Raw genomic sequence first — 21,011 nt, 5'->3', positions numbered from 1 at the left:
ACTGGGTTTAAAAATCCCACAAGAAATAGTTTAACATAGGAAAAATATGAATTCAACTTAAATCTTGTCCAATCTTTATTTTTTCTAGCAGCTTTATGATCTGAGGATTATCTTTAAATTGATTTAGTAATTCCGGTCTTCTTGTCAGTGTTCGGCGTAAGGACTCCATCTTTCTCCATTCCTCAATTTTACCATGATGTCCAGACAGCAAAACATCGGGAACCTTCCACCCGCGATATTCCGCTGGCCGTGTATAGTGAGGGTGTTCAAGCAGTCCAGTGCTGAAGGAATCCGTCATGGCTGATGTTTCATTCCCCAGTGCCCCTGGAAGCAATCGAACAACGCTGTCAATTAGAGTCATAGCCGGAAGTTCCCCACCAGTCAGAACAAAATCGCCGATCGAGATCTCATCTGTGACGAGATGCTGTCTAATTCTCTCATCATAGCCTTCATAATGACCACAAAGTAAGATAAGATGTTCTTGCTTTGCCAGTTCTTCTGCCTTTTTCTGGCTATAGCGTTCCCCTTGGGGACAAAGCAAAATGATCCTCGGTTTTTGTTCCTCAGGATTAGACCCATCAAGCAAACTTTCCACAGCCTCAAAAAGCGGTTCAGGCCGCAAAATCATTCCCGCACCGCCGCCATAAGGATAATCGTCTACCTGCCCGTGCTTATTGACTGCATAGTCGCGAAAATTAACGACCCGAAAGGAAACTAATCCTTTTTCCTGGGATTTTCCAATGATACTACTCTCCAAGACACCCGGAAACATTTCCGGGAATAATGTTAATACATCGATTTTCATGGAATTAATCCTTCCATAATATGTGCCGTGATCCTCTTTTGATCAAGATCAACCGCTAAAATACAATCGTCTATATAAGGCAACAAAATTTCTTTTTCCCCGTCTACAACCCAAACGTCATTGGCGCCAGTGGTAAGAATTTCTTTGATTACACCCAATTTCTCACCTTGGTCCGACCATACTTCACAGCCTATAATATCTTGATAATAGAATTCATCTTCTTCCAGTTCGACACGGTCTTCCTCACGAATTTGCAATTTACCACCTTTATATTTCTCAACATCATTAATTGAGGAAAATTCTTCAAAGCTGACTATGTATGTATTTTTATGTTCTCGTGCCGATTCAATGGTTACTGTAATAGGCTCTTTCAGAGATGGGTGGGATAGATATAATTTACTGCCCTTTTTGTACCTTTTCTCTGGAAAATCGGTTACAGAAATAATCTTTAATTCTCCTCGGATCCCGTGTGTATTAACAATTTTCCCTACGTCATACAGCTTTTCAATCATCTTCTTTCACCTTCATTCCTTATTTCCACAATGATGCCGTCCTTCACGACAATTTCAGCACTTCCGATTAGTTTATCCCAATCATCACCTACATTAACCTCCACTTCTCCTTCCAACTGGGCGTATTCAATTTCACTCCCGTCAGGTACCAAAGCCAGTTGAGATATCAAATCTTTATACTCAACGATTTTTTCCTTTCGCACTCTCTCTTCTTTCGTTAGTCTATCCTGAACTAAGCGTTGCGCCTCTACTCCCTTTCTTGAAGCTTCTTGGAGCAGCTTTTTGCTTTGAAATTGAAGCTGTTCGAGCTCCATCTCATATTTTCTGATCGTTTGCTTATACTCCTTTTCTAACTGCAAACGCACTTGTCCCGTTAAAACCATCTTTACGATAATTGGTCTTTTGATTTTCACCATGTCATCCTCTCCTTTGAAGGAAAAAAGCCGGGATTGCCGTTGTGGCAATTCCCAGCTTATTGGACAATATCAATAGCGATACGTTTATTCTCCTTGATTGCTGCTGCGTTGACTACAGTCCTTAAGGCTTTGGCAATCCGCCCTTGCTTGCCGATAATTTTACCCATATCACTAGCATGAACAGATATCTCATAAACTGTCAGTCGATCTTTCTCAATTTCACGAATATGAAGCTCTTCTGGATGATCTACTAATGCTTTAGCAATGCCTTCAATTAACGGTTTCATTGCAAGCTATGCCACCCTTCGTTTTTTCGTTTCTTAATTATTTCTGGTTTTTAGCTTCGTGAACTTTTTGCAGAATACCAGCTTTGCTAAATAGGTTACGAACAGTATCTGTAGGTTGAGCACCTGTTAGCATCCATTTTGCTGCCTTTTCTTCATCAATTTTTACTTCAGCAGGATTTGATACTGGATTGTAATATCCGATCTCTTCGATGAAACGGCCATCTCTTGGAGAACGAGAATCAGCTACTACTACACGGTAGAACGGAGATTTCTTTGCACCCATACGCTTTAAACGAATTTTTACTGCCATCTTAATATTCCTCCTAAAAGTTTAGATTTATTGTTGTAATATATATAATAAGGTCTTCTATCTTCACACTTTAATGAACTTCCATATTCCTAAAAGATGAAAGACTCCTATCAACCTGATTTACTGCATAAAAGGAAACTTACCAAACAACCCTTTTCCTTTTTTCTTTTTCGCCTGGTCTGTCATTTTTGTAAATTGCTTCATCATTTTGCGCATTTCTTCAAATTGTTTAATGAAACGATTGACTTCCTGAATACTCGTCCCGCTCCCGTGGGCAATCCTCCGCTTGCGGCTGGTTGTTTTTAATAACTCAGGATTTTGCTTTTCTTCCTTCGTCATCGACTTCACAATCGCTTCTACGCGATTTAATGCTTTTTCGTCGACTTTCAGATCTTTCATCCCTTTAACCTTATTCATTCCAGGAAGCATACCAAGCAGGTCATCTAATGGGCCGAGTTTTCGCACTTGGGCCATCTGTTCCAAGAAGTCCTCAAACGTAAATTCTGCTTTGCGCATTTTACGTTCTAATTCTTTGGCTTTATCTTGGTCAACATTTGCTTGGGCTTTCTCAATGAGAGTCAGCACATCCCCCATCCCTAGGATTCGGGATGCCATGCGTTCCGGATGGAAAGGTTCAAGTGCATCCATTTTTTCACCCATCCCCGCAAACTTGATGGGTTTACCCGTTACAGCTTTTACTGATAAGGCGGCACCACCGCGGGTATCCCCGTCCAGCTTAGTCAGTACAACCCCTGATAGTTCCAGCTGCTGATTAAAACTCTCCGCAACGTTTACGGCATCCTGCCCTGTCATTGCATCGACAACGAGTAAAATTTCATGTGGATTCACGGTAGCACGAATATCTTTCAATTCATCCATTAATTTTTCATCAATATGCAGCCTACCCGCTGTATCGATTAACACATAATCATTATGTTCTGCTTTAGCTTGTTCAATTGCCTGATTGGCTATTTCCACTGGACTTACTTGATCGCCAAGTGAAAAGACAGGGACTTTCAATTGTTCACCGAGCACTTGCAACTGCTTTATTGCTGCAGGCCGATAAATATCACAAGCTACCAAAAGTGGTCTACGGTTTTGTTTTTGCAAGTATTTCGCAAGTTTTCCAGTTGTCGTCGTTTTTCCGGCACCCTGCAACCCCACCATCATTACGACCGTAGGAGCCTTACTGGCAAGAGCAATTTTGCTTTGTTCGCCACCCATAAGTTGGGTTAATTCATCATTGACGACTTTAATTACCTGTTGACCAGGTGTTAAGCTCTTTAGGACTTCCTGTCCAATTGCTCTTTCCTTTACCTTGGCGATAAACTCTTTAACGACTTTAAAATTGACATCAGCCTCTAGTAACGCGAGACGAACCTCCCGCATCATTTCGTTGACATCATCCTCTGTTACTTTTCCCTTGCCACGCAACCGATCGAAGGTTGCCTGCAAGCGATTGGCTAAACTTTCAAAGGCCATGCTTATGCCTCCTCACCCTTGTTCCAACTCAAATCTGGCTAACTCCTTCACTAGAGCCTTGATCCTGTCTTGATTATATTCATCTGTCTGTTCTACAGCAGCCAAGAGCTCTGATAACCGACGCTTACGCTCTTGGTACCGTGCTAATAAATGCAGCCCTTCTTCATACTGCTCTAAAACAGCTTCCGTACGTTTCAATTGATCAAATACAGCCTGTCGGCTGACATCCGTTATCTCTGCGATTTCACTCAAAGAAAGGTCCTCGCGATAATACATCTCCAAGAACTGTACCTGCCTTTCTTTAAGTAAAGGAGCATAAAAATCGAATAGCAGGTTTATTCGGTTCGTTTTCTCCAGCATTGGTTTCCCCTAAAGAATGAGATTGGTTTAGCCAGTTAGTATAGTCAAGAAAAAATCTTTACAGGAAATTATAATACGGATTTTTCTATGGATTGTCAAGCGAATTCCCTTCGTCGTATTCTTCCATTAACCCGGCAAACAGAGCGTGCACGAATTGTTCAGGGTCAAAGGGTTGCAAATCATCCATTTTTTCGCCCAAACCGACGTATTTCACTGGAGTATTCAGTTCACCCGCAATAGCGATGACAATCCCACCTTTGGCTGTTCCATCCAGTTTTGTTAATACAATGCCAGAGACCTTCGTGACCTCACCGAATGCCTTCGCTTGACTCATTGCATTTTGCCCGGTGGTCGCATCCAATACCAGCAAGGTTTCATGGGGAGCGTCTGGCACTTCACGGGAAATGACCCGGTAGACCTTATTCAGCTCTTCCATTAAGTTAACTTTATTCTGTAGCCTTCCTGCTGTATCACAAAGTAAAATATCTGCGCCCCTGGAACGAGCTGCAGAAATGGCATCGTATATCACAGCCGCAGGGTCTGCACCCGCTTGGTGCTTAATCACTTCAACGCCTACCCGCTGGCCCCAAACCTCCAATTGTTCAATAGCCCCCGCGCGGAATGTATCGCCTGCAGCCAGAACAACTTTTTTGCCTTGTTGTTTTAACATATGAGCCATTTTTCCAATGGTCGTAGTTTTTCCTACTCCGTTTACACCTACAAACATAATTACATTTAAACGGCCTTCTTCTATATTTAAGCCACTTTGTAATTGTTGGTTATGAAAAAGTCCTACCAATTTTTCGGAGAGCAGCGGTTTTAATTGCTGCGGGTCTTCGATTTTTTGTTTTTTAACCTCAGAACGCAAACCATCAACCAATTCCATGACTGTACTCACACCAACATCGGCGGAGATTAAAATTTCTTCCAGTTCCTCAAAAAAAGACTCGTCAATTTTCTTGTACCGATGAAGGAGATCATCAACCCTGCCAACGAAGACATCTCTCGTTTTGGTTAATCCATCTTTAAACTTGGCGGTAACTGCATCTGTTTTTTGGGAGATTTTCTCTTTCAGCTTCTTAAAAAAACTCATGTCATCCTCCATTCTCTATCCGAAACATCTGAACTTTATGCCAGTGCCGGCAGTGCTGCTTTATCCTCCAGTTTTACCGAAACTAAATTGGACACCCCTTGTTCCTGCATGGTTACCCCATAGAGTACATCTGCGCCTTCCATGGTACCTTTTCGATGTGTCACACAAATAAATTGCGTTTGACCGCTGAATTCACGCAAATACTCGGCAAAACGGTAAACATTTGCATCATCGAGCGCTGCCTCAACCTCGTCAAGGACACAGAAAGGAACAGGTCTTACACGCAATATGGCAAATAGCAAAGCAATGGCTGTCAGTGCCTTCTCGCCGCCCGATAACAAGGCAAGGTTCTGCAATTTTTTCCCTGGGGGTTGGGCAACAATATCTATCCCTGTTTGAAATATATTTTCCGGATCCGATAACAACAGATCGGCACGGCCACCTACAAACAAATGGGAAAATACTTCCTGAAACTGCTTGCGAATCAGCTCAAAGGTCTCCAAAAAACGCCTGGACATCTCTTCTTCGATTTCCTGAATAACTTGAAGAAGGGTGCGTTTGGCTTCTTCAAGATCTCTGCTTTGAGATAGCAAGAAATCCAATCGTTCGGATTGTCGCTCATATTCTTCTATTGCCGCAACGTTAATTGAACCTAATTCAAGTATACGCTTTTTCAGACTGCTTACTTCTTCCTCTGTCTGTTTTGGATTTTCCGGTTTATCAAATCCTTCTTTAGCAACATCATAGGAAAGTTCATATTCCTCGCGTAATTTGTGAAGTTGGTTATCCAATTCCAATTCAAAACGATTGGCTTTTAGCTCTTCCTGATGTAGTTTATCCTCTAATTCCTTTACTTTTTTTCTGGCTAACCTAGAATCTCCTTCAAGCCCCTCTATTTTCTCCATCGTCTGCAAACGAGCCTGTTTAATCGACTCCATTCCCTGCAGTGTTTTATCTTTATCTTTACGAAGCTGAATGATGCGGCTTTCGATCTCATCCTCATTCTCGACATTGCCCTCCATCAATTCAAACAGTGTTTGCAGATACGTTTGAACAGATTCCCACTCAGTCTGAACGGTAGATAAGTCTTCATTAACCCGGGCAATGATCGATAGAACTGCCTCCTTTTGTTTGGCAATCTCAGCGGCTCTTACCCGAAGTTCCGTAATCTCATTCGTATAAATCTCTTTATTCCCTAGCAACTCATTTCGATAAGCTTCAAAGTTCGAGATTCTTTGTTTTAATTTACTCTCTTCTGCTTCCCATTGTTGAAGGAGTGCCAAATAATGATTCTTTTTATCTTCATTTTTTTTCCATTCCTCTTCAGTAGAAGCTAACTCTTGCTCTAGAATCCGATAGCGATCTAGATAATTATTAAATTCTGTTTGCGATTGATTTAAACGCCCTTTTATTTCCTGTTCCTTTACACGCAGTTCTTCCCCTTTAAGACGCAATCGGTCTTGTTCAATGAGAATTTCTTCTACTTCCTTTTCAAGTAATTTCCATTGTTGAACTGCTTCATCCTGTTTTTCTTTTGCTAACTGGATTTGTTCTTCCAATTGTTCAATTTGACGTGATCGACCTAGTAAATTTGTATTTTTTTGTTGGACAGACCCCCCAGTCATCGAACCTCCAGGGTTGACTACGTCGCCATCGCGCGTCACAAAACGATAACGATACCCTGTTTTTCCCGCGGCACGATTGGCTTGTTCCAAAGAGTCCATCACTACTACTGATCCCAACAGGTTTTCAATAATCTTTTGATACTTTGTTTCCGTTTTGACCAGATCGGAGGCAATTCCAACGAAACCTTCAACTTGCTGCAAGGTCTCCTCATCCCGAGTTCCTATCTTTCTAGAACGGATGACATCGAGCGGGAGAAAAGTTGCCCGACCGTATTTATTTACCTTTAACCATTGGATCGCTTTGCGTGCAGAACTTTCCTGATCCACAACGACATGCTGCATAGCACCACCCAAGGCAACCTCGATCGCTGTTTCCAATTCCGACGGGGCTTCGATGAGTTCTGCAACCGCCCCTTGGATCTCAGTAAACCCCTTATCCCTGGCCTTTAAAATTTCTTTAACACCTTGCATGAATCCAGTAAACTCATGTTGCATTTCCACAAGTAGCTCTTTACGAGAAACGAGCGATTCCGCCCGCTGTTCTAATTTACGGACAATCCCGGTTAATTCGTCTTTACGCTGAGTTTTCTCCCGACTATTTGTTGCGAGTTCTTTATAAGCTTCAACACACTGGTTCAAATCCTGTGTAATCTGATTTAACTCCTGCTGGATCTGGGTGCGATGCCGATCGATATTCTCTTTTGATTCTGTTTGCTGTGCTAACTGTTTGGACAGTTGTTGTTTTTTCAATAATGCGGTTTCCATCGCCGCAGTACAATAACGGAGGTCGTTTTTAGCTGAAGAAATTTGGTTCAGCAAATCAATATACTCACTTTTTAACTGTTCACCATCCGTGGCAAGTCCAATGCTAACTTGCCCTAACAGTTGTTCTTGCTGTTTTAGTTGCTTCTTCACAACGGCCAATTCGTGATCATACTTGGCCCCTTTTGTTTCTTCAAGATCAAGCTGAGCTTGCAAATCCTTGATACGCGCCTCTAGCTGACTCTTTTTTTCCAATGTTTGGAGGTGATTTTCGTGGGCATTTTTCTTTCGTTCGCGGAGAACTTCTCGCTTTCCCTCTGCCTTTTCTACATCTTCGCTCACCCGAAGCAGTTTTATTTGAAAGTTTTCTAGTTCCTGGTCTTGCTCGCTTAACTTCCAACGCCAACTGGATAAGTTCGCATCGATTGCACTCAATTCAGAAGTCTGTGAGACATGTTGGCTTTTGTACTGAAACAACTGCTCTTTGGATAGATTCCAAGCTGTATGGAGCCGTTCGATATGATAAAGGAACAAACCTACTTCCTGTTGTTTTAAATCCTCTTTCAACACCAGGTATAGGCTTGCCTTCTCTGCCTGTTCTTGGAGGGGTTTTAGTTGTCCGGTAATCTCTGAAATGATATCAGCGATTCTCACTAAATTGGCTTCGGTTTCATCAATTTTCTTTTCTGCCTCTTTTTTCCTTGCCTTATACTTAACAATTCCAGACGCCTCTTCAAATATTCCTCTTCGATCATCCGATTTTGTACTGAGAATTTCTTCAATTCGTCCTTGGCCAATGATCGAATAGGCTTCTTTCCCAACCCCAGTATCCATAAATAATTCAATGATATCTCGCAGTCGACAAGTTCGTTTGTTAATAAAATATTCACTTTCCCCTGAACGATACACTCTTCTGGCAATGGTCACTTCGGTATAATCGATTTTTAATGTATGGTCAGAGTTATCTAGCGTTAAGGCCACTTCGCAGTAATTTACGGGCTTGCGCGTATCACTTCCGGCAAAAATAATATCTTCCATCTTGCTTCCCCGCAGTGTTTTTGCACTTTGTTCCCCCAGAACCCAGCGAATGGAATCGGAGATATTGCTTTTTCCGCTGCCATTTGGTCCAACCACTGCGGTCACCCCCGGAACAAACTCTAATTCCGTACGGTTGGCAAACGATTTAAAGCCCATTAATTCCAGTCGCTTTAAGTACATTTTCCTTCCTCCTTATGTGTGAAAAGCTTCAATCATAACCCATTCGAAGAAAAAAAAATCCAGCCGTTCAACTGGATTCCAATTCTGCCAAGGCATGTTTATGAACAGCTCCGTCACTTGTCATGAGCCATAATTGATGTCGCGGAATCTCACGATTAAAAAGCAATTTGGGCTGTGCAGGTCCACATGCCTGTTGAAAGGCACGCCAATGCCCGCCTTGGATACCCCGCAGGGAGGTTTCATCTGCCGGGTGAATTTGCAGAAATTCCACTCCGTTTGCAGCGTACAACCGGACCAATTTCTGCAAAAGTTTTTGGTAAAGATGCATTTCAACAAGTTGTCGGAATGAAGGGTGAAAAGGTCCAGCTACAATCGTCCCTTGTGCACGTAAATCATCGGAAGAATGCAGCCCTAGACGAATCACTGGGATTCCAGCGCGCATAAATTCTCTCCACATCTCCGCACATAATCCAACCGCTTCATCTAATGATAACGGGATATACTGTTTGGTTCGATACATCCATTCTAATTCTGTCCCCGCAATAACTAAAGCCGGATAGATACGTACAAAATCAGGTTTCATCTGGATCGCCTGGCGGACGGTTTCCATTACCAACTCCCGACTGTCTCCGGGTAATCCCGGCAGCAGCTGCAGTCCAACCTGAATCGACGGATACTCACGGATAATTTGCACTGCCTGGTGTACTTGGGCAGCAGTATGCCCCCGTTGAGACAAGCGCAATACGTTATCATCCAACGATTGCGTTCCCAACTCTATGGCTGTTACCCCATAGGAGATAAGGAACTCCATGATCGGTTTGGTAATATAATCAGGGCGAGTGGAAAAACGAATTCCCTGAACAGCCCCAAGATCTACATATTCTTTAGCAATTTCGAGTAACATTTTCTGATAAGATCTTGGCAAGCCCGTAAAACTCCCGCCAAAAAAAGCAATCTCAACATAAACATCCTTCTCCAAAGTTTGCAGGTGCTCTTCTATTGTCCGGCGAACTTGCTCAGGAGTTAAACGTTCTTCTCTACTCTTACCTGTAATTCTAGATTGGTCACAGAAAACACAGTCCTTCGGGCAGCCCTGATGGGGGACAAACAAAGCAATTCTACGATGTTTTTGATTTTTCAAGCCGATTACCCTCTTTTTGGTCCAAGCTGTTGCAGCGCAACAGCAGCTGCCAGTTGCTCCGCTTCTTTCTTAGATCTTCCCCTGCCCGTTCCCATCGGCTTGCCTCCAAGGAGTACTTCGGAAACAAATTCACGATTATGTGCAGGTCCTTTCTCCTCAATTACTCTATATATAATTTCACCCAAATTGTCATGTTGGACATGTTCCTGAAGTTGACTTTTGTAATCCGTTAACCTTGTATATTCTCCATTATTGATGTAAGGAAATACAAATTTCTCCATAAATTCCAACACGGTAGGCAGCCCCTTGTCCAAATATAAGGCCCCAATAAAGGCTTCAAATACATCAGCTAATAATGCTGGTCTTTGTCTTCCGCCTGTCAGTTCTTCCCCTTTCCCTAATAAAACCATTTTCCCAAACTTTAGGGATTCAGCAAAACGAACCAGGGAGGGTTCACAGACGACAGCTGCCCGTAGCTTGGTCATTTCCCCTTCCGACATTCTGGGAAAATGAGTAAAGAGAAATTGGGAAACCGTTAACTCCAACACGGCGTCGCCCAAAAATTCCAATCGTTCGTTGTCCTGGAATGGTCTCCCCCGATGTTCATTGACATACGAAGAATGGGTGAATGCTTGCCGTAAGAGTTTCTCATTCGTAAATTTGACTCCAATTTCATTCTGCAGTTGTTGAAAATCCACCGTGTTTTCACCGCCATAAACCTTTAATCAATTAAGCCTCGAATTTTTTAATAATAATCGTAGCGTTATGACCACCAAATCCCAAAGAATTTGACAGTGCAACATCTATTTTCGCTTCCCGAGCCTCGTTAGGAACATAATCTAAATCACAATCAGGATCAGGTGTCTCGTAATTAATTGTTGGGGGAATAACCTGATCTCGAATTGCCAATGCACATGCAACTGCCTCGACTGCACCTGCTGCCCCCAATAAATGGCCTGTCATCGATTTGGTTGAGCTGACTGGCACTTCATAAGCATGCTTACCTAAAGATGTTTTTATCGCCATCGTCTCATATCGATCATTATAATTTGTAGATGTTCCGTGTGCATTAATGTAATCAATATCTTCTGGAGATATACCAGCGTCACGAATGGCCATCTTCATGCAGCGAGCTGCCCCTTCGCCTTCAGGCGCAGGCTGTGTCATATGATAGGCATCACCACTCATGCCATAACCAATGATTTCAGCATAGATCTTTGCTCCACGTTTTTGTGCATGTTCTAGTGATTCTAATACTAGAACGCCAGCTCCTTCACCCATCACAAACCCGTCGCGATCTTTGTCAAAAGGACGGCTAGCTTTTTGCGGTTCATCATTTCGGGTAGATAGTGCTTTCGCCGAACAAAATCCAGCAAGCCCAGTCGGACGGATCGTTGCTTCAGCCCCTCCCGCAAACATAACATCAGCGTCACCGCGCTGGATGATTTTAAAGGCATCTCCGATGGAATTAGTTCCGGATGCACATGCTGTTACTGCAAGACTATTGGGTCCTTTTGCCCCCAATGCAATAGAGACCTGTCCAGCGCCCATATTGGCAATCATCATTGGAATAAAAAACGGACTCACACGACGAGCACCTTTTTCCAAAAGCAATTTGTGCTGATCTTCAAATGTTCCAAGTCCACCAATCCCAGAACCAATATAGACACCGATCCGTTCACGATCTTCTTCATCCATGTTAAGCCCAGAATGTTCGAGCGCTTCTTTCGCTGCACCCAGGGCAAATTGAACGAAACGATCCGTACGTTTCACTTCTTTTTTATCCATATAATCTTCTGGGTTAAAGTCCTTAACCTCTGCTGCAATTTTTGTTGGATAATCCGAAACATCAAATGCCGTAATATAATCAACGCCGGACTTTCCGGCAAGTAAATTTCTCCAAAATTCTTCTACTTTATTTCCCAGTGGAGTAACGACTCCCATTCCGGTAATGACAACGCGATTTTTCATAATTTCACCTCTACAAACGATTCTTGGATACTGTTATTTATGGAAGAGACTGAGAAGTAGTACTGGGTGTATTTAATACCCACCTAAGAGTGGAATGAAGTCCCGTTGCAAACGGGACTCCATGATTATTTGCGGGATTTTATGTATTCCACTACATCGCCCACAGTTGTGATCTTTTCAGCATCTTCATCAGAGATTTCCATATCGAACTCGTCCTCAAGTTCCATAACCAATTCCACTACGTCCAAGGAATCAGCTCCTAAATCCTCTTTAAAAGAAGCGGTTTCTACGATCGCTGCTTCATCAACCCCTAGGCGGTCAATAATAATCTTTTTTACTCTTTCCAAGATGTCGTCTGCCATTACCTTCACCTCCTCTCAGGTATTATACTGAAACTTACGGCGGAAAACTAGTCCATGGCTGGAAAAAGTCCGAAACAATTGGGGATTACCCCATGTACATTCCACCATCTACATGCATGGTTTGCCCGGTAATATAGGCAGCTTGGTCTGAAGCTAGAAAACGAACCATATAGGCAATATCTTCGGGTTTCCCTAAACGCTGCAGTGGTATTTGTGCCTGCAGATTGCTTTGAATTTCCTCGGAAAGCTGGGCGGTCATATCCGTATCGATAAAACCTGGAGCAACCGCATTAACCGTAATTCCTCTGCTTGCCATTTCTTTGGCAACGGATTTAGTAAGGCCGATCACCCCTGCTTTGGCAGCAACATAATTGGCTTGCCCTGGATTGCCAATCGCACCGACGATTGAAGTGATATTAATAATTCTGCCAGCGCGTTGCTTCATCATCGGTCTTGTCACCGCTTTGATACAGTTGTACACCCCTTTTAGGTTTGTAGCAATGACCTGGTCCCATTCATCTTCTTTCATTCTCATCAATAAGTTATCTCGGGTAATCCCCGCATTATTGACAAGAATGTCGACCTTACCGAACGTGTCTAAAGTTTGCTGAACCATTTGACCTACTTGTTCTGCATTGGACACATCTGCCTTAATGATTAGCGCTTTTCGTCCTCGTTTTTCGATTTCTTCAGCTACTTCTCTTGCCGCCGTTTCATTCCCGGCATAGTTGACAACAATGTCTGCACCGGCTTCAGCCATTGCTAAGGCAATCGCTCGGCCAATCCCTCTAGAAGCACCTGTAACCACTGCTACTTTATTTGTTAACAAATAATCCACCTCCTATATCCACTCTGCTTTAAACTTTTCAAGTGTTGACATATCCTGAATGGAATACACCTTCGCACTTCTCTCAATTTTCTTAATTAGACCGGCAAGTACGTTGCCGGGGCCAATCTCGATAAAGGTGTCTACGCCCTGTGATAACATATAACGAATGGAATCTTCCCATAAAACAGAGGAATATACCTGCTCTACTAGTGAACGGAAAATATCTTCTGCATCGCTAATTGGTTCTGCTGTCACATTGGTTACTACCGGCACCTCGGCATGACCAATTGATAATGTCTTTAATTTTTCAGCTAACTTATCTGCTGCAGGTTTTAGCAGGCTGGAGTGAAACGGTCCGCTCACATTTAATGGAATAACCCGTTTTGCACCTGCTTCCTTAGCAAGTTGACCCGCTTCTGTGACTCCCTCTGCTGATCCGGAAATAACTATTTGTCCAGGACTGTTTAGGTTTGCCAGTTGTACAGGTTTTCCGCTTTCTGTAACGGCCGCGCAAATGTCAGCAAGAGGCCCTCGTTCCATCCCGAGAATTGCGGACATTCCACCTTGTCCAGCTGGTACCTCTTGTTCCATAAACAACCCTCTTGCCCGTACAGCAACAACAGCGTCCTTAAAGGACATAGCTCCCGCAGAAACAAGTGCAGAATATTCCCCGAGACTATGTCCCGCCACAAAAGCTGGGGTGAGATCCATCTCCCCACGCAGCGTTTCCAGCACAGCAATGCTCGTCGTCAAAATGGCCGGCTGCGCATTGGCAGTAAGTCGTAATTCATCCTCTGGACCTTCAAAACAAAGCCCCGACAAAGAATAGCCTAAAGCCTCGTTTGCTTGTGAAAAAATTTCCGCAGCTTTGGCATTTTGATCATTTAATTCTTTTCCCATCCCTACATATTGCGAACCTTGTCCCGGAAAGACAAAAGCAATCTTACTCATGAGATTCTCTCCTCTCCTTTGCAGCCCATTTCATAACAGTAGCCCCCCACGTCAAACCACCGCCAAATCCTACAAGCACTAAATGATCTCCTTTGTTGACCCGGCCAGTCCGGACCGCTTCATCCAAAGCAATAGGAATCGAAGCTGAAGACATATTTCCATAGCGATCTAAATTGACGACTACTTTATCCATCGAAAGCCCGAATCTTTTTACAGCGGCATCAATAATTCTCATGTTGGCCTGATGTGGTACAAGCAGGTCAATGTCCTCTTTTGATAGCCCTGCTTTTTGAATTGCAGCCTCTGCTGAATTCCCCATCACGCGTACAGCGAACTTAAACACTTCAGAACCCGCCATTGACACATAGTGAAGATCATTTGCGATCGTGTGCTCTGTTGCTGGTAGCCTGGAACCGCCAGCTGGGACTTTCAATAAATCTCCGCCAGAACCATCGGAACCCAAGTCAAATGAAAGGAATCCGTATCCCTCTTCCACTTGTCCTAGAACGGCTGCGCCCGCACCATCACCAAACAAAACACAGGTATTCCGGTCACTCCAATTCACAACTTTCGACAAGCATTCAGCGCCAATAACCAATACATATCGGTACAACCCATTTTGGATAAACTGAGTTGCCGTTGCCAGTCCATACAAAAATCCAGTACAAGCTGCAGCTAAATCAAAAGCAGCTGCCTTCTTTGCCCCTAGACGATCCTGCAAGATATTTGCTGTGGAAGGAAAGGATGTGTCAGGCGTTACCGTTGCGACAATAATCAAATCCAACTGATCAGCTGTGATCCCTGCTGCCTCTAATGCTTTCTGGGCAGCTTGATAAGCCAAATCAGATGTCGCTTCTTCATCTGTTGTTATTCTTCTTTCGCGAATTCCTGTACGGGATACAATCCACTCGTCCGATGTATCTACAATTTTTTCCAAATCAAAATTTGTTAGAACCTTATTAGGCACACATGCCCCGGTCCCGAGAATCCCCACCGCTTTACTCATTATCGTTCCCTCTTTTCTGTTCTAAGACTTCTTTAGAAATTTGACCTATTACATCGCTTTGCACAAAACGCAAGGCTTGACCAATAGCATTCTTGATCGCATAGGCATTGGAAGAACCGTGGGCCTTGATACATGGACTTTGAAGCCCCAATAAAGGGGTACCTCCGTATTCTGCATAGTCCATTTTTTGCTTTAGACGCCGAAAGCCCGGTTTTAAAAGCAAAGCACCAAATTTTGTAGTAACGGAACTCGTGAATTCTTGTTTTAGGACTTGAAAGATAGCAGCCGCCATTCCTTCATAAGATTTCAACAAAATATTACCGGAAAAGCCATCACAGACCACAACATCACAAACACTAAAAGGGATGTCCCTTGCTTCTACATTCCCGATAAAATTCGGGAGCTTGTCTTCAAGGAGTACAAAGGCTTCCTTTGTTAGTTCATTGCCTTTCTTTTCCTCTGTTCCAACGTTTAACAACCCTACCCGTGGGGATTCTACCCCCATCACCTTACGGGCATAAACGGTTCCCATCATCGCATATTGTAAAAGGTTTTCCGGCTTGGCATCCATGTTTGCTCCAACGTCAAGGACAAGCGTCCCTTTCCCCGCAATAGACGGAATGATAGGCGACAGAGCAGGGCGCTCAATCCCTTCAATTCTTTTCGTAATAAAGACGCCCCCAGCCATAAAGGCTCCCGTGTTTCCTGCAGAAATCACCGCATCCGCCTTCTGTTCGTGAACTAGTTCAAGCGCGATTACCATCGATGAATCCCGTTTACGGCGAATTGCCTTGGCAGGCTCCTTCTCATCTGATTCAATCACTTCTGTAGTATGTATGATTTCAATATTATCTGGGCAATCGCCAACAATATGATGGCGAATTTGTTTTTCGTCTCCAACTAAAATCAGATGTACATCTGCAAAAGCCCCAGCAGCTTGCAATGCACCTTCAACAATGGCCCCAGGGGCATGGTCCCCCCCCATTGCATCAACAGCAATTTTCAAGGTCTTCCCCCCTCTGCTTTATGCAGGTTCGATGCCTTAAACACGCGAAATATCCCGCTGAAAACCAATTCTCCAGCAACCCTTGTTTCGACTTTCACTTTTGTTTGGTCTTTATCCCTTGACCTAACCACTGCCTTGGCTACCAACTTCTCCCCAAGCATTACTGGCTTTACATAGCGAACCCTTGCAGCACCGGTTAATACCACCTCAGCATCAACCACAGCGACTGCCAGAGAGTTTGCCTGGGCAAAGATATAATGACCCCTAGCGACGTGCGTCCGGGAAAAAACATGCTCTTCTTTTACTTCAAAAATGGAAGTCGCGTTCTCATTTAATTGTAAATCAACCAATTCACCAATAACCTCATCGGCAGATAGCGACTTGAGTGGATCCAACTTCTCTTCAGCTACCGTCTTAATGCGTTCCCTTAATTCGGGTATACCAAGTTCCATTCGATCGAGGCGAATCGTCTGGATACTGACAAAAAATACCTGTGCCAAATCTTCATCTGTTAGAAAGGGGTTGGACTGCAAGGCAGTCATTAACTCCTTCTGTCTTATTTTCTTTTTTAGACGTGGTATCATGCCCACCACCAGTGACAAATTTCTACAAAATTAATACCTGGTACTAATATCAGTATATAGAAAATCAAAAAGTCCCGCAAGCATTTATATGAATAACGACAAAAAAGCAAAGCACAATCGGCTTTGCTTTTTAACCAGCTTATTTATTTACTACTTCTTCTCCCTTATAAGAGCCGCAAGCTTTGCAAACTCGATGTGCTAATTTATATTCACCGCAGTTTGGGCACTTAACCATTCCTGGTACTTCAAGCTTGAAGTGAGTACGACGCATTCTTTTGCGAGTTTTGGAAGTTCTTCTTTGAGGTACTGCCATTTCTTCCACCCCCTTCGGTTTAGTTGATAATGATTGTATAAGTCCTCTTACCGATTACCAACCTTGGGTTGTTCCAGTAGAAGCTATATTATTTACTGATGTTACCACCAAGATGATCAGCATCAGAAAATAACCTTACTTATTATCACTTTTGTTTTTTTCAAAAAACAAGGCAAGATCTGCTAGACGCGGATCAATCCGCTCATTTTTGCACTCGCATTGTTTTTCATTTCGATTCGTTCCACACGTCGGACATAGTCCAAGGCAATCTTCTTTACACACATACACATATGGTAATTCCAATACTATAGCCTCTACTAAGTACGGGGAAAGATCAATCATGCCTGAATGAAAGAAATGAATATCACTTTCTTCATCAACTGGTGCTTCGGAGAACTTCTCGTCAAACAAAACATTTAGCGAATACTCAGTTGGCGTAAGACACTTTGCACATTTCGCCTGGATAATACCAGTGATGGTACCTGTTACTATGACAAGATCAGCCTCTTTGTGGCATTCTCCAGAAAAACGCACATCTGTCAAAGTCTCCGTCCCATCAAGGCGAACTGATTTCACATCAACGAACCCTTCTAAAGGTAATGCTTGTCCTTTAGCCTTCTCCAGCTCGTGAAGCAATATTTTCATCATTCCATCACTCCTAAGACAACAAAAATTATTATATAGATCCGTTTTTCGTTTGTCAATATAACAAAGCTTTGATTATAATTAATTTGCCCTATTAAAGCAGAAGGAGACCTTATTAGATATGAACGTTGTTGGACTTGTCGTAGAATACAATCCACTGCATAACGGCCATCTATACCACTTCCAACAGGCAAAAAAGGCCAGCGGTTCTGACGCTACTGTTGCTGTAATGAGCGGCAATTTTTTGCAGCGGGGAGAACCGGCTGTAGTCGATAAGAGGGCTCGGGCCGAAATGGCTCTTTCCATCGGAATCGATCTGGTCATAGAGCTGCCAACAGCTTACTGTACACAAAATGCGGAGATGTTTGCTTTCGGTGCTATTTCCACCCTACATTCCTTTGGAGTTGTCGATTGTGTCTGTTTCGGAAGTGAAAGCGGTGACATTCACTGGATTGATCTTTTGGCGGAAAGATTGATTGATGAACCTGCCGATTTCAAGAAACGGCTGCGAGGCTTGTTGGACAAAGGACTACCTTATCCTAGGGCTTATGCAGCAGCCGCTTCAGCCTTAGTTGGGGTCCCCCCCGAATTGTTGGAGCAGCCCAATAATATTCTGGGATTAAATTATGTGTTGGCTTTAAAACGGTTGGGGAGTCGCATACAGCCCGTTACCATTCAACGAATTAAAGCGGGTTATCATCAAGAGGATATTTCCGACGTTTCGATTGCAAGTGCTACAGCAATCCGGAAACGGATATTTGAACAGAGTGATGTTCAGGATATTGCACCATTTGTACCGAATTCAACAGCGACTATTATTTCCCGCGAAAAAAACAATGACAGGTTTCCAGTAAGTTGGAATCAATTCTTTCCTTTTGTCCTTCATAGCCTTCTTACTAAAAAGCCAGAAGAGCTTGGTCAAATCCATGAAATGGGAGAAGGAATAGAGAACAGGTTGCAGAAATTCGCAATGCTCTATTCATCCTATGATCTGTTCATGGAAAATTTGAAAACTAAACGCTACACTTGGAACCGATTGCAACGGCTACTGCTTTATCTTCTGTTGAATCTAAAGAAAAGTGAGATGCAATCTTTTTCTTTGTCTGAGGGGGTTCCTTACATACGTGTTCTAGGATTTAACGAAAAAGGAAAACAGTTAATAAAGAAGGCCAAAGAAGTCTGTCCCTTGCCAATCATCACCAAGATCCCGCGGGACCCGCATCCGATGCTTGCGCTGGATATTCGTGCCACCTCTGTTTATGAGCTGGGGCTGCGTGGTGGGCGGGCTAGAGCTGAGTACGAGTATGTACCGGTGATAAAATAAGTAAATTATTTTCAAATGATAACCAATTCCATTGGAGTCGGCTCGGGAAAATGGTCTTCTTCAGCCTCATGAAGACCATTTCCGTTGGAGTCGGCTCAGGAAATGTCCTTCATCGGCTGAAAGATTCAGTTAAGCCCCTTACAACGGTTTCAATTTTCCCAAAAAACGCAAAGCGTCATCCACGGTTTCCACCGGGACAATTTGCATTTTCAAATCCAAGTCCTTAGCCCGCTCCACAGCTTCATCATAGTTTGACTTTTCTCCTGGCTCTGTCGTCAATGAAGGGGCAAAAAAGTATTTCATCCCTTCGCGCTCTGCTGCAACCACTTTATGTTCAATTCCGCCAATGGGCCCGACAGATCCATCTTCCTGAATCGTTCCTGTCCCCGCGATGGGATACCCTTTTGTGATATCATCTGGACTTAACTGGTTGATCATTTCTAAAGTAAACATTAAACCTGCAGATGGTCCACCGATTTCTTCCGATTTAATGGTGACCTCCTTTGGAAGGGTAAAAGTGCGACTAGTGATCGGTGAAGCAATTCCAATTCCGGCTTTTTTCTTCCCGTCTTCGGTTGCAACCGGCAATGGCTTTAATTCCAGGTTCACTGTTTGTTCTTTCCCGTCCCGTAAATATGTAATCTTAACTAGGTCCCCATTTTCTTTTCCTTTCAACGCTTCAATCAAACCGGTAGCTGTGTCCACCTTGGCTTCGTTCACCCCGATGATTACATCGCCAATCTGCAGCACGTTTTCCGCAGCAAATCCGGGCAAGAGCTGCATCACGATGGCCCCGCTGTTTTTAATTTTCACATCATAACCAGCTCTCTGAAAGGCAACAATTTTTGCCGTGTCTTGGGAGAACTTCATAATCTCCAATTGTCTCTGCGAATACTGCTCATCCGTTTCATGCGGGCTATGGATCATCCCTACATTTACAACATCGGCATAAGGGCTTACTAGGGCATAAAGGTACCCGCCAATATTTGTCGGGCCCATCCTTACCGTTGTTAGACTAAGACTACCTTTTTTATCGTGAAACCCGTCCTGCACCTGGACCATCGGTTCCAATGGAATGGCAGATCCGGGTTTTTCTATATAATAAGGAATTGGTATATTAATGGCAAAGAAAGTAATAAAAAATATAGCAATATAGCCCCATAATCGTTTGTTAAGTTTCATTTGATCCTCCAGCTTGAATCGCTTCTTTAATAGTATCTAGCATTTGTTTTGCTGCCTGTTCACCTGCTTCGATTAATTCTTCAATTTGCGTGAACGCCGTTGCGCTGTATTGATCAACGACCGGCCGAATCATTATATCCGCGTCCACCACCCGATGCCTAAAAATTTCCCGTTCCATAATATCAATCGAGCGTGATATCACATCAAAAATTGTGGTCGGCTTTTCGTCAGAGGACATCCCCCCTACATCAACACCAATCACAATATCCGCCCCCATATCTCTTGCCACACGGATTGGAACTCGATCAATGACCCCACCGTCTACAAGAATCCGTCCATCTACTTCTTGAGGCACAAAAATTCCTGGGATGGAAATACTTGCCCGTACAGCATCATAAACCGGACCCTTATTAAAAATAACGCGCTCACCCTTCAATAAATCAGTGGCAACAATAGACAATGGAATATTTAATTGTTCAATATCTTTTCCATGTGTGAGGATTTTTACCATTTCCTTAATTTTATCACCTGAAACAAAACCCATTTTAGGAACAGTTAAATCCATCCAGTATTTCCTTTTTAAATTGATAGCCAATTTAACCAACATTTCTGTCCCGATTCCCGAGGCATATAGCGCACCAACGAGGCTTCCCATGCTGCTTCCAGCTATATAATCTACGAATATTCCTTCTTCTTCAAGCATTTTGATAACCCCAACATGGGCTATTCCCCGTGCTCCGCCAGAACCTAGGGCTAAACCAATTTTCGGTGATTTCAAGCCCATCTCCCCCCTCAAACCCTTGAACCTCTATATTCCTTTTGCCGGT

At 43.3% G+C, this 21,011-nt stretch carries 23 protein-coding genes; 1 reads left to right on the top strand and 22 read right to left on the bottom strand.

The annotated features are described in order from the left end of the window. Positions 1-52: 52 nt before the first annotated feature. From trmD to J2Z37_RS03630, 20 genes are all read right to left on the bottom strand, one after another. On the bottom strand, positions 53-805 hold the full coding sequence (gene trmD, locus J2Z37_RS03725; protein WP_209808835.1) for a tRNA (guanosine(37)-N1)-methyltransferase TrmD: 753 nt from the start codon (positions 803-805) through the stop codon (positions 53-55). Further along, a complete protein-coding gene (gene rimM, locus J2Z37_RS03720) occupies positions 802-1,317 on the bottom strand; it encodes a ribosome maturation factor RimM (RefSeq protein WP_209808834.1) in 516 nt (171 codons plus the stop codon). The genes trmD and rimM overlap by 4 nt, the downstream gene beginning before the upstream one ends. Then, on the bottom strand, positions 1,314-1,733 hold the full coding sequence (locus tag J2Z37_RS03715; RefSeq protein ID WP_209808833.1) for a YlqD family protein: 420 nt from the start codon (positions 1,731-1,733) through the stop codon (positions 1,314-1,316). Before J2Z37_RS03715 ends, rimM begins: the two co-directional genes overlap by 4 nt. Before the next feature lie 56 nt (positions 1,734-1,789). After that, the gene (locus J2Z37_RS03710; protein ID WP_209808832.1) at positions 1,790-2,020 is read right to left on the bottom strand and encodes a KH domain-containing protein; all 231 of its coding nucleotides are present in this window, start codon (positions 2,018-2,020) and stop codon (positions 1,790-1,792) included. 37 nt (positions 2,021-2,057) lie between these two features. Next, the gene (gene rpsP, locus J2Z37_RS03705; protein ID WP_209808831.1) at positions 2,058-2,330 is read right to left on the bottom strand and encodes a 30S ribosomal protein S16; all 273 of its coding nucleotides are present in this window, start codon (positions 2,328-2,330) and stop codon (positions 2,058-2,060) included. Positions 2,331-2,450: 120 nt separating this feature from the next. Further along, positions 2,451-3,812 carry a signal recognition particle protein gene (gene ffh / locus J2Z37_RS03700; protein WP_209808830.1) on the bottom strand — a complete coding sequence of 454 codons (1,362 nt, stop codon included), beginning with the start codon at positions 3,810-3,812 and terminating at the stop codon, positions 2,451-2,453. Between the two features lie 12 nt (positions 3,813-3,824). Further along, the gene (locus J2Z37_RS03695; protein WP_209808829.1) at positions 3,825-4,172 is read right to left on the bottom strand and encodes a putative DNA-binding protein; all 348 of its coding nucleotides are present in this window, start codon (positions 4,170-4,172) and stop codon (positions 3,825-3,827) included. A gap of 85 nt (positions 4,173-4,257) precedes the next feature. After that, a complete protein-coding gene (ftsY, locus tag J2Z37_RS03690) occupies positions 4,258-5,265 on the bottom strand; it encodes a signal recognition particle-docking protein FtsY (RefSeq protein ID WP_209808828.1) in 1,008 nt (335 codons plus the stop codon). A gap of 35 nt (positions 5,266-5,300) precedes the next feature. Beyond that, positions 5,301-8,870 carry a chromosome segregation protein SMC gene (gene smc, locus J2Z37_RS03685; RefSeq protein WP_209808827.1) on the bottom strand — a complete coding sequence of 1,190 codons (3,570 nt, stop codon included), beginning with the start codon at positions 8,868-8,870 and terminating at the stop codon, positions 5,301-5,303. Between the two features lie 67 nt (positions 8,871-8,937). Beyond that, on the bottom strand, positions 8,938-10,011 hold the full coding sequence (locus tag J2Z37_RS03680) for an elongator complex protein 3 (RefSeq protein WP_209808826.1): 1,074 nt from the start codon (positions 10,009-10,011) through the stop codon (positions 8,938-8,940). A gap of 5 nt (positions 10,012-10,016) precedes the next feature. Continuing rightward, entirely contained in the window at positions 10,017-10,709 is a 693-nt protein-coding gene (rnc, locus tag J2Z37_RS03675; protein ID WP_209808825.1) for a ribonuclease III, read from the bottom strand. A 31-nt stretch (positions 10,710-10,740) separates the two neighbouring features. Beyond that, positions 10,741-11,982, bottom strand: coding sequence for a beta-ketoacyl-ACP synthase II (fabF, locus tag J2Z37_RS03670; protein ID WP_209808824.1), 1,242 nt, complete (start codon positions 11,980-11,982; stop codon positions 10,741-10,743). Between the two features lie 125 nt (positions 11,983-12,107). Next, complete coding sequence (gene acpP / locus J2Z37_RS03665; protein ID WP_209808823.1) at positions 12,108-12,344, bottom strand: acyl carrier protein; 237 nt, start codon at positions 12,342-12,344, stop codon at positions 12,108-12,110. An 85-nt stretch (positions 12,345-12,429) separates the two neighbouring features. Further along, positions 12,430-13,173 carry a 3-oxoacyl-[acyl-carrier-protein] reductase gene (fabG, locus tag J2Z37_RS03660; RefSeq protein WP_209808822.1) on the bottom strand — a complete coding sequence of 248 codons (744 nt, stop codon included), beginning with the start codon at positions 13,171-13,173 and terminating at the stop codon, positions 12,430-12,432. A gap of 12 nt (positions 13,174-13,185) precedes the next feature. After that, positions 13,186-14,124, bottom strand: coding sequence for an ACP S-malonyltransferase (fabD, locus tag J2Z37_RS03655; protein WP_209808821.1), 939 nt, complete (start codon positions 14,122-14,124; stop codon positions 13,186-13,188). Continuing rightward, entirely contained in the window at positions 14,117-15,130 is a 1,014-nt protein-coding gene (locus tag J2Z37_RS03650; RefSeq protein WP_209808820.1) for a beta-ketoacyl-ACP synthase III, read from the bottom strand. Before J2Z37_RS03650 ends, fabD begins: the two co-directional genes overlap by 8 nt. Beyond that, on the bottom strand, positions 15,123-16,136 hold the full coding sequence (plsX, locus tag J2Z37_RS03645; protein WP_209808819.1) for a phosphate acyltransferase PlsX: 1,014 nt from the start codon (positions 16,134-16,136) through the stop codon (positions 15,123-15,125). The genes J2Z37_RS03650 and plsX overlap by 8 nt, the downstream gene beginning before the upstream one ends. Continuing rightward, a complete protein-coding gene (gene fapR / locus J2Z37_RS03640) occupies positions 16,133-16,720 on the bottom strand; it encodes a transcription factor FapR (RefSeq protein ID WP_245203505.1) in 588 nt (195 codons plus the stop codon). The genes plsX and fapR overlap by 4 nt, the downstream gene beginning before the upstream one ends. Positions 16,721-16,859: 139 nt before the next feature. Continuing rightward, positions 16,860-17,033 carry a 50S ribosomal protein L32 gene (gene rpmF / locus J2Z37_RS03635; RefSeq protein WP_209808817.1) on the bottom strand — a complete coding sequence of 58 codons (174 nt, stop codon included), beginning with the start codon at positions 17,031-17,033 and terminating at the stop codon, positions 16,860-16,862. Between the two features lie 135 nt (positions 17,034-17,168). Continuing rightward, the gene (locus J2Z37_RS03630) at positions 17,169-17,681 is read right to left on the bottom strand and encodes a YceD family protein (protein WP_209808816.1); all 513 of its coding nucleotides are present in this window, start codon (positions 17,679-17,681) and stop codon (positions 17,169-17,171) included. A gap of 118 nt (positions 17,682-17,799) precedes the next feature. On the opposite strand from J2Z37_RS03630, the gene J2Z37_RS03625 reads away from it, so the two are divergent. Continuing rightward, entirely contained in the window at positions 17,800-19,002 is a 1,203-nt protein-coding gene (locus tag J2Z37_RS03625; protein WP_209808815.1) for a nucleotidyltransferase, read from the top strand. 138 nt (positions 19,003-19,140) lie between these two features. Here the strand turns inward: J2Z37_RS03625 and J2Z37_RS03620 are convergent, their stop codons facing one another. Together J2Z37_RS03620 and J2Z37_RS03615 are read right to left on the bottom strand one after the other, a co-directional pair. Then, positions 19,141-20,184, bottom strand: coding sequence for a SepM family pheromone-processing serine protease (locus J2Z37_RS03620; RefSeq protein WP_209808814.1), 1,044 nt, complete (start codon positions 20,182-20,184; stop codon positions 19,141-19,143). After that, positions 20,174-20,968, bottom strand: a complete 795-nt coding sequence (locus tag J2Z37_RS03615; protein WP_209808813.1) for a patatin-like phospholipase family protein — start codon at positions 20,966-20,968, stop codon at positions 20,174-20,176. The genes J2Z37_RS03620 and J2Z37_RS03615 overlap by 11 nt, the downstream gene beginning before the upstream one ends. Positions 20,969-21,011 lie beyond the last annotated feature (43 nt).

The organism is Ammoniphilus resinae, assembly GCF_017873965.1.
GTDB lineage: Bacteria > Bacillota > Bacilli > Aneurinibacillales > RAOX-1 > Ammoniphilus_A > Ammoniphilus_A resinae.
This window is presented reverse-complemented; position numbering and strand designations above follow the sequence as displayed.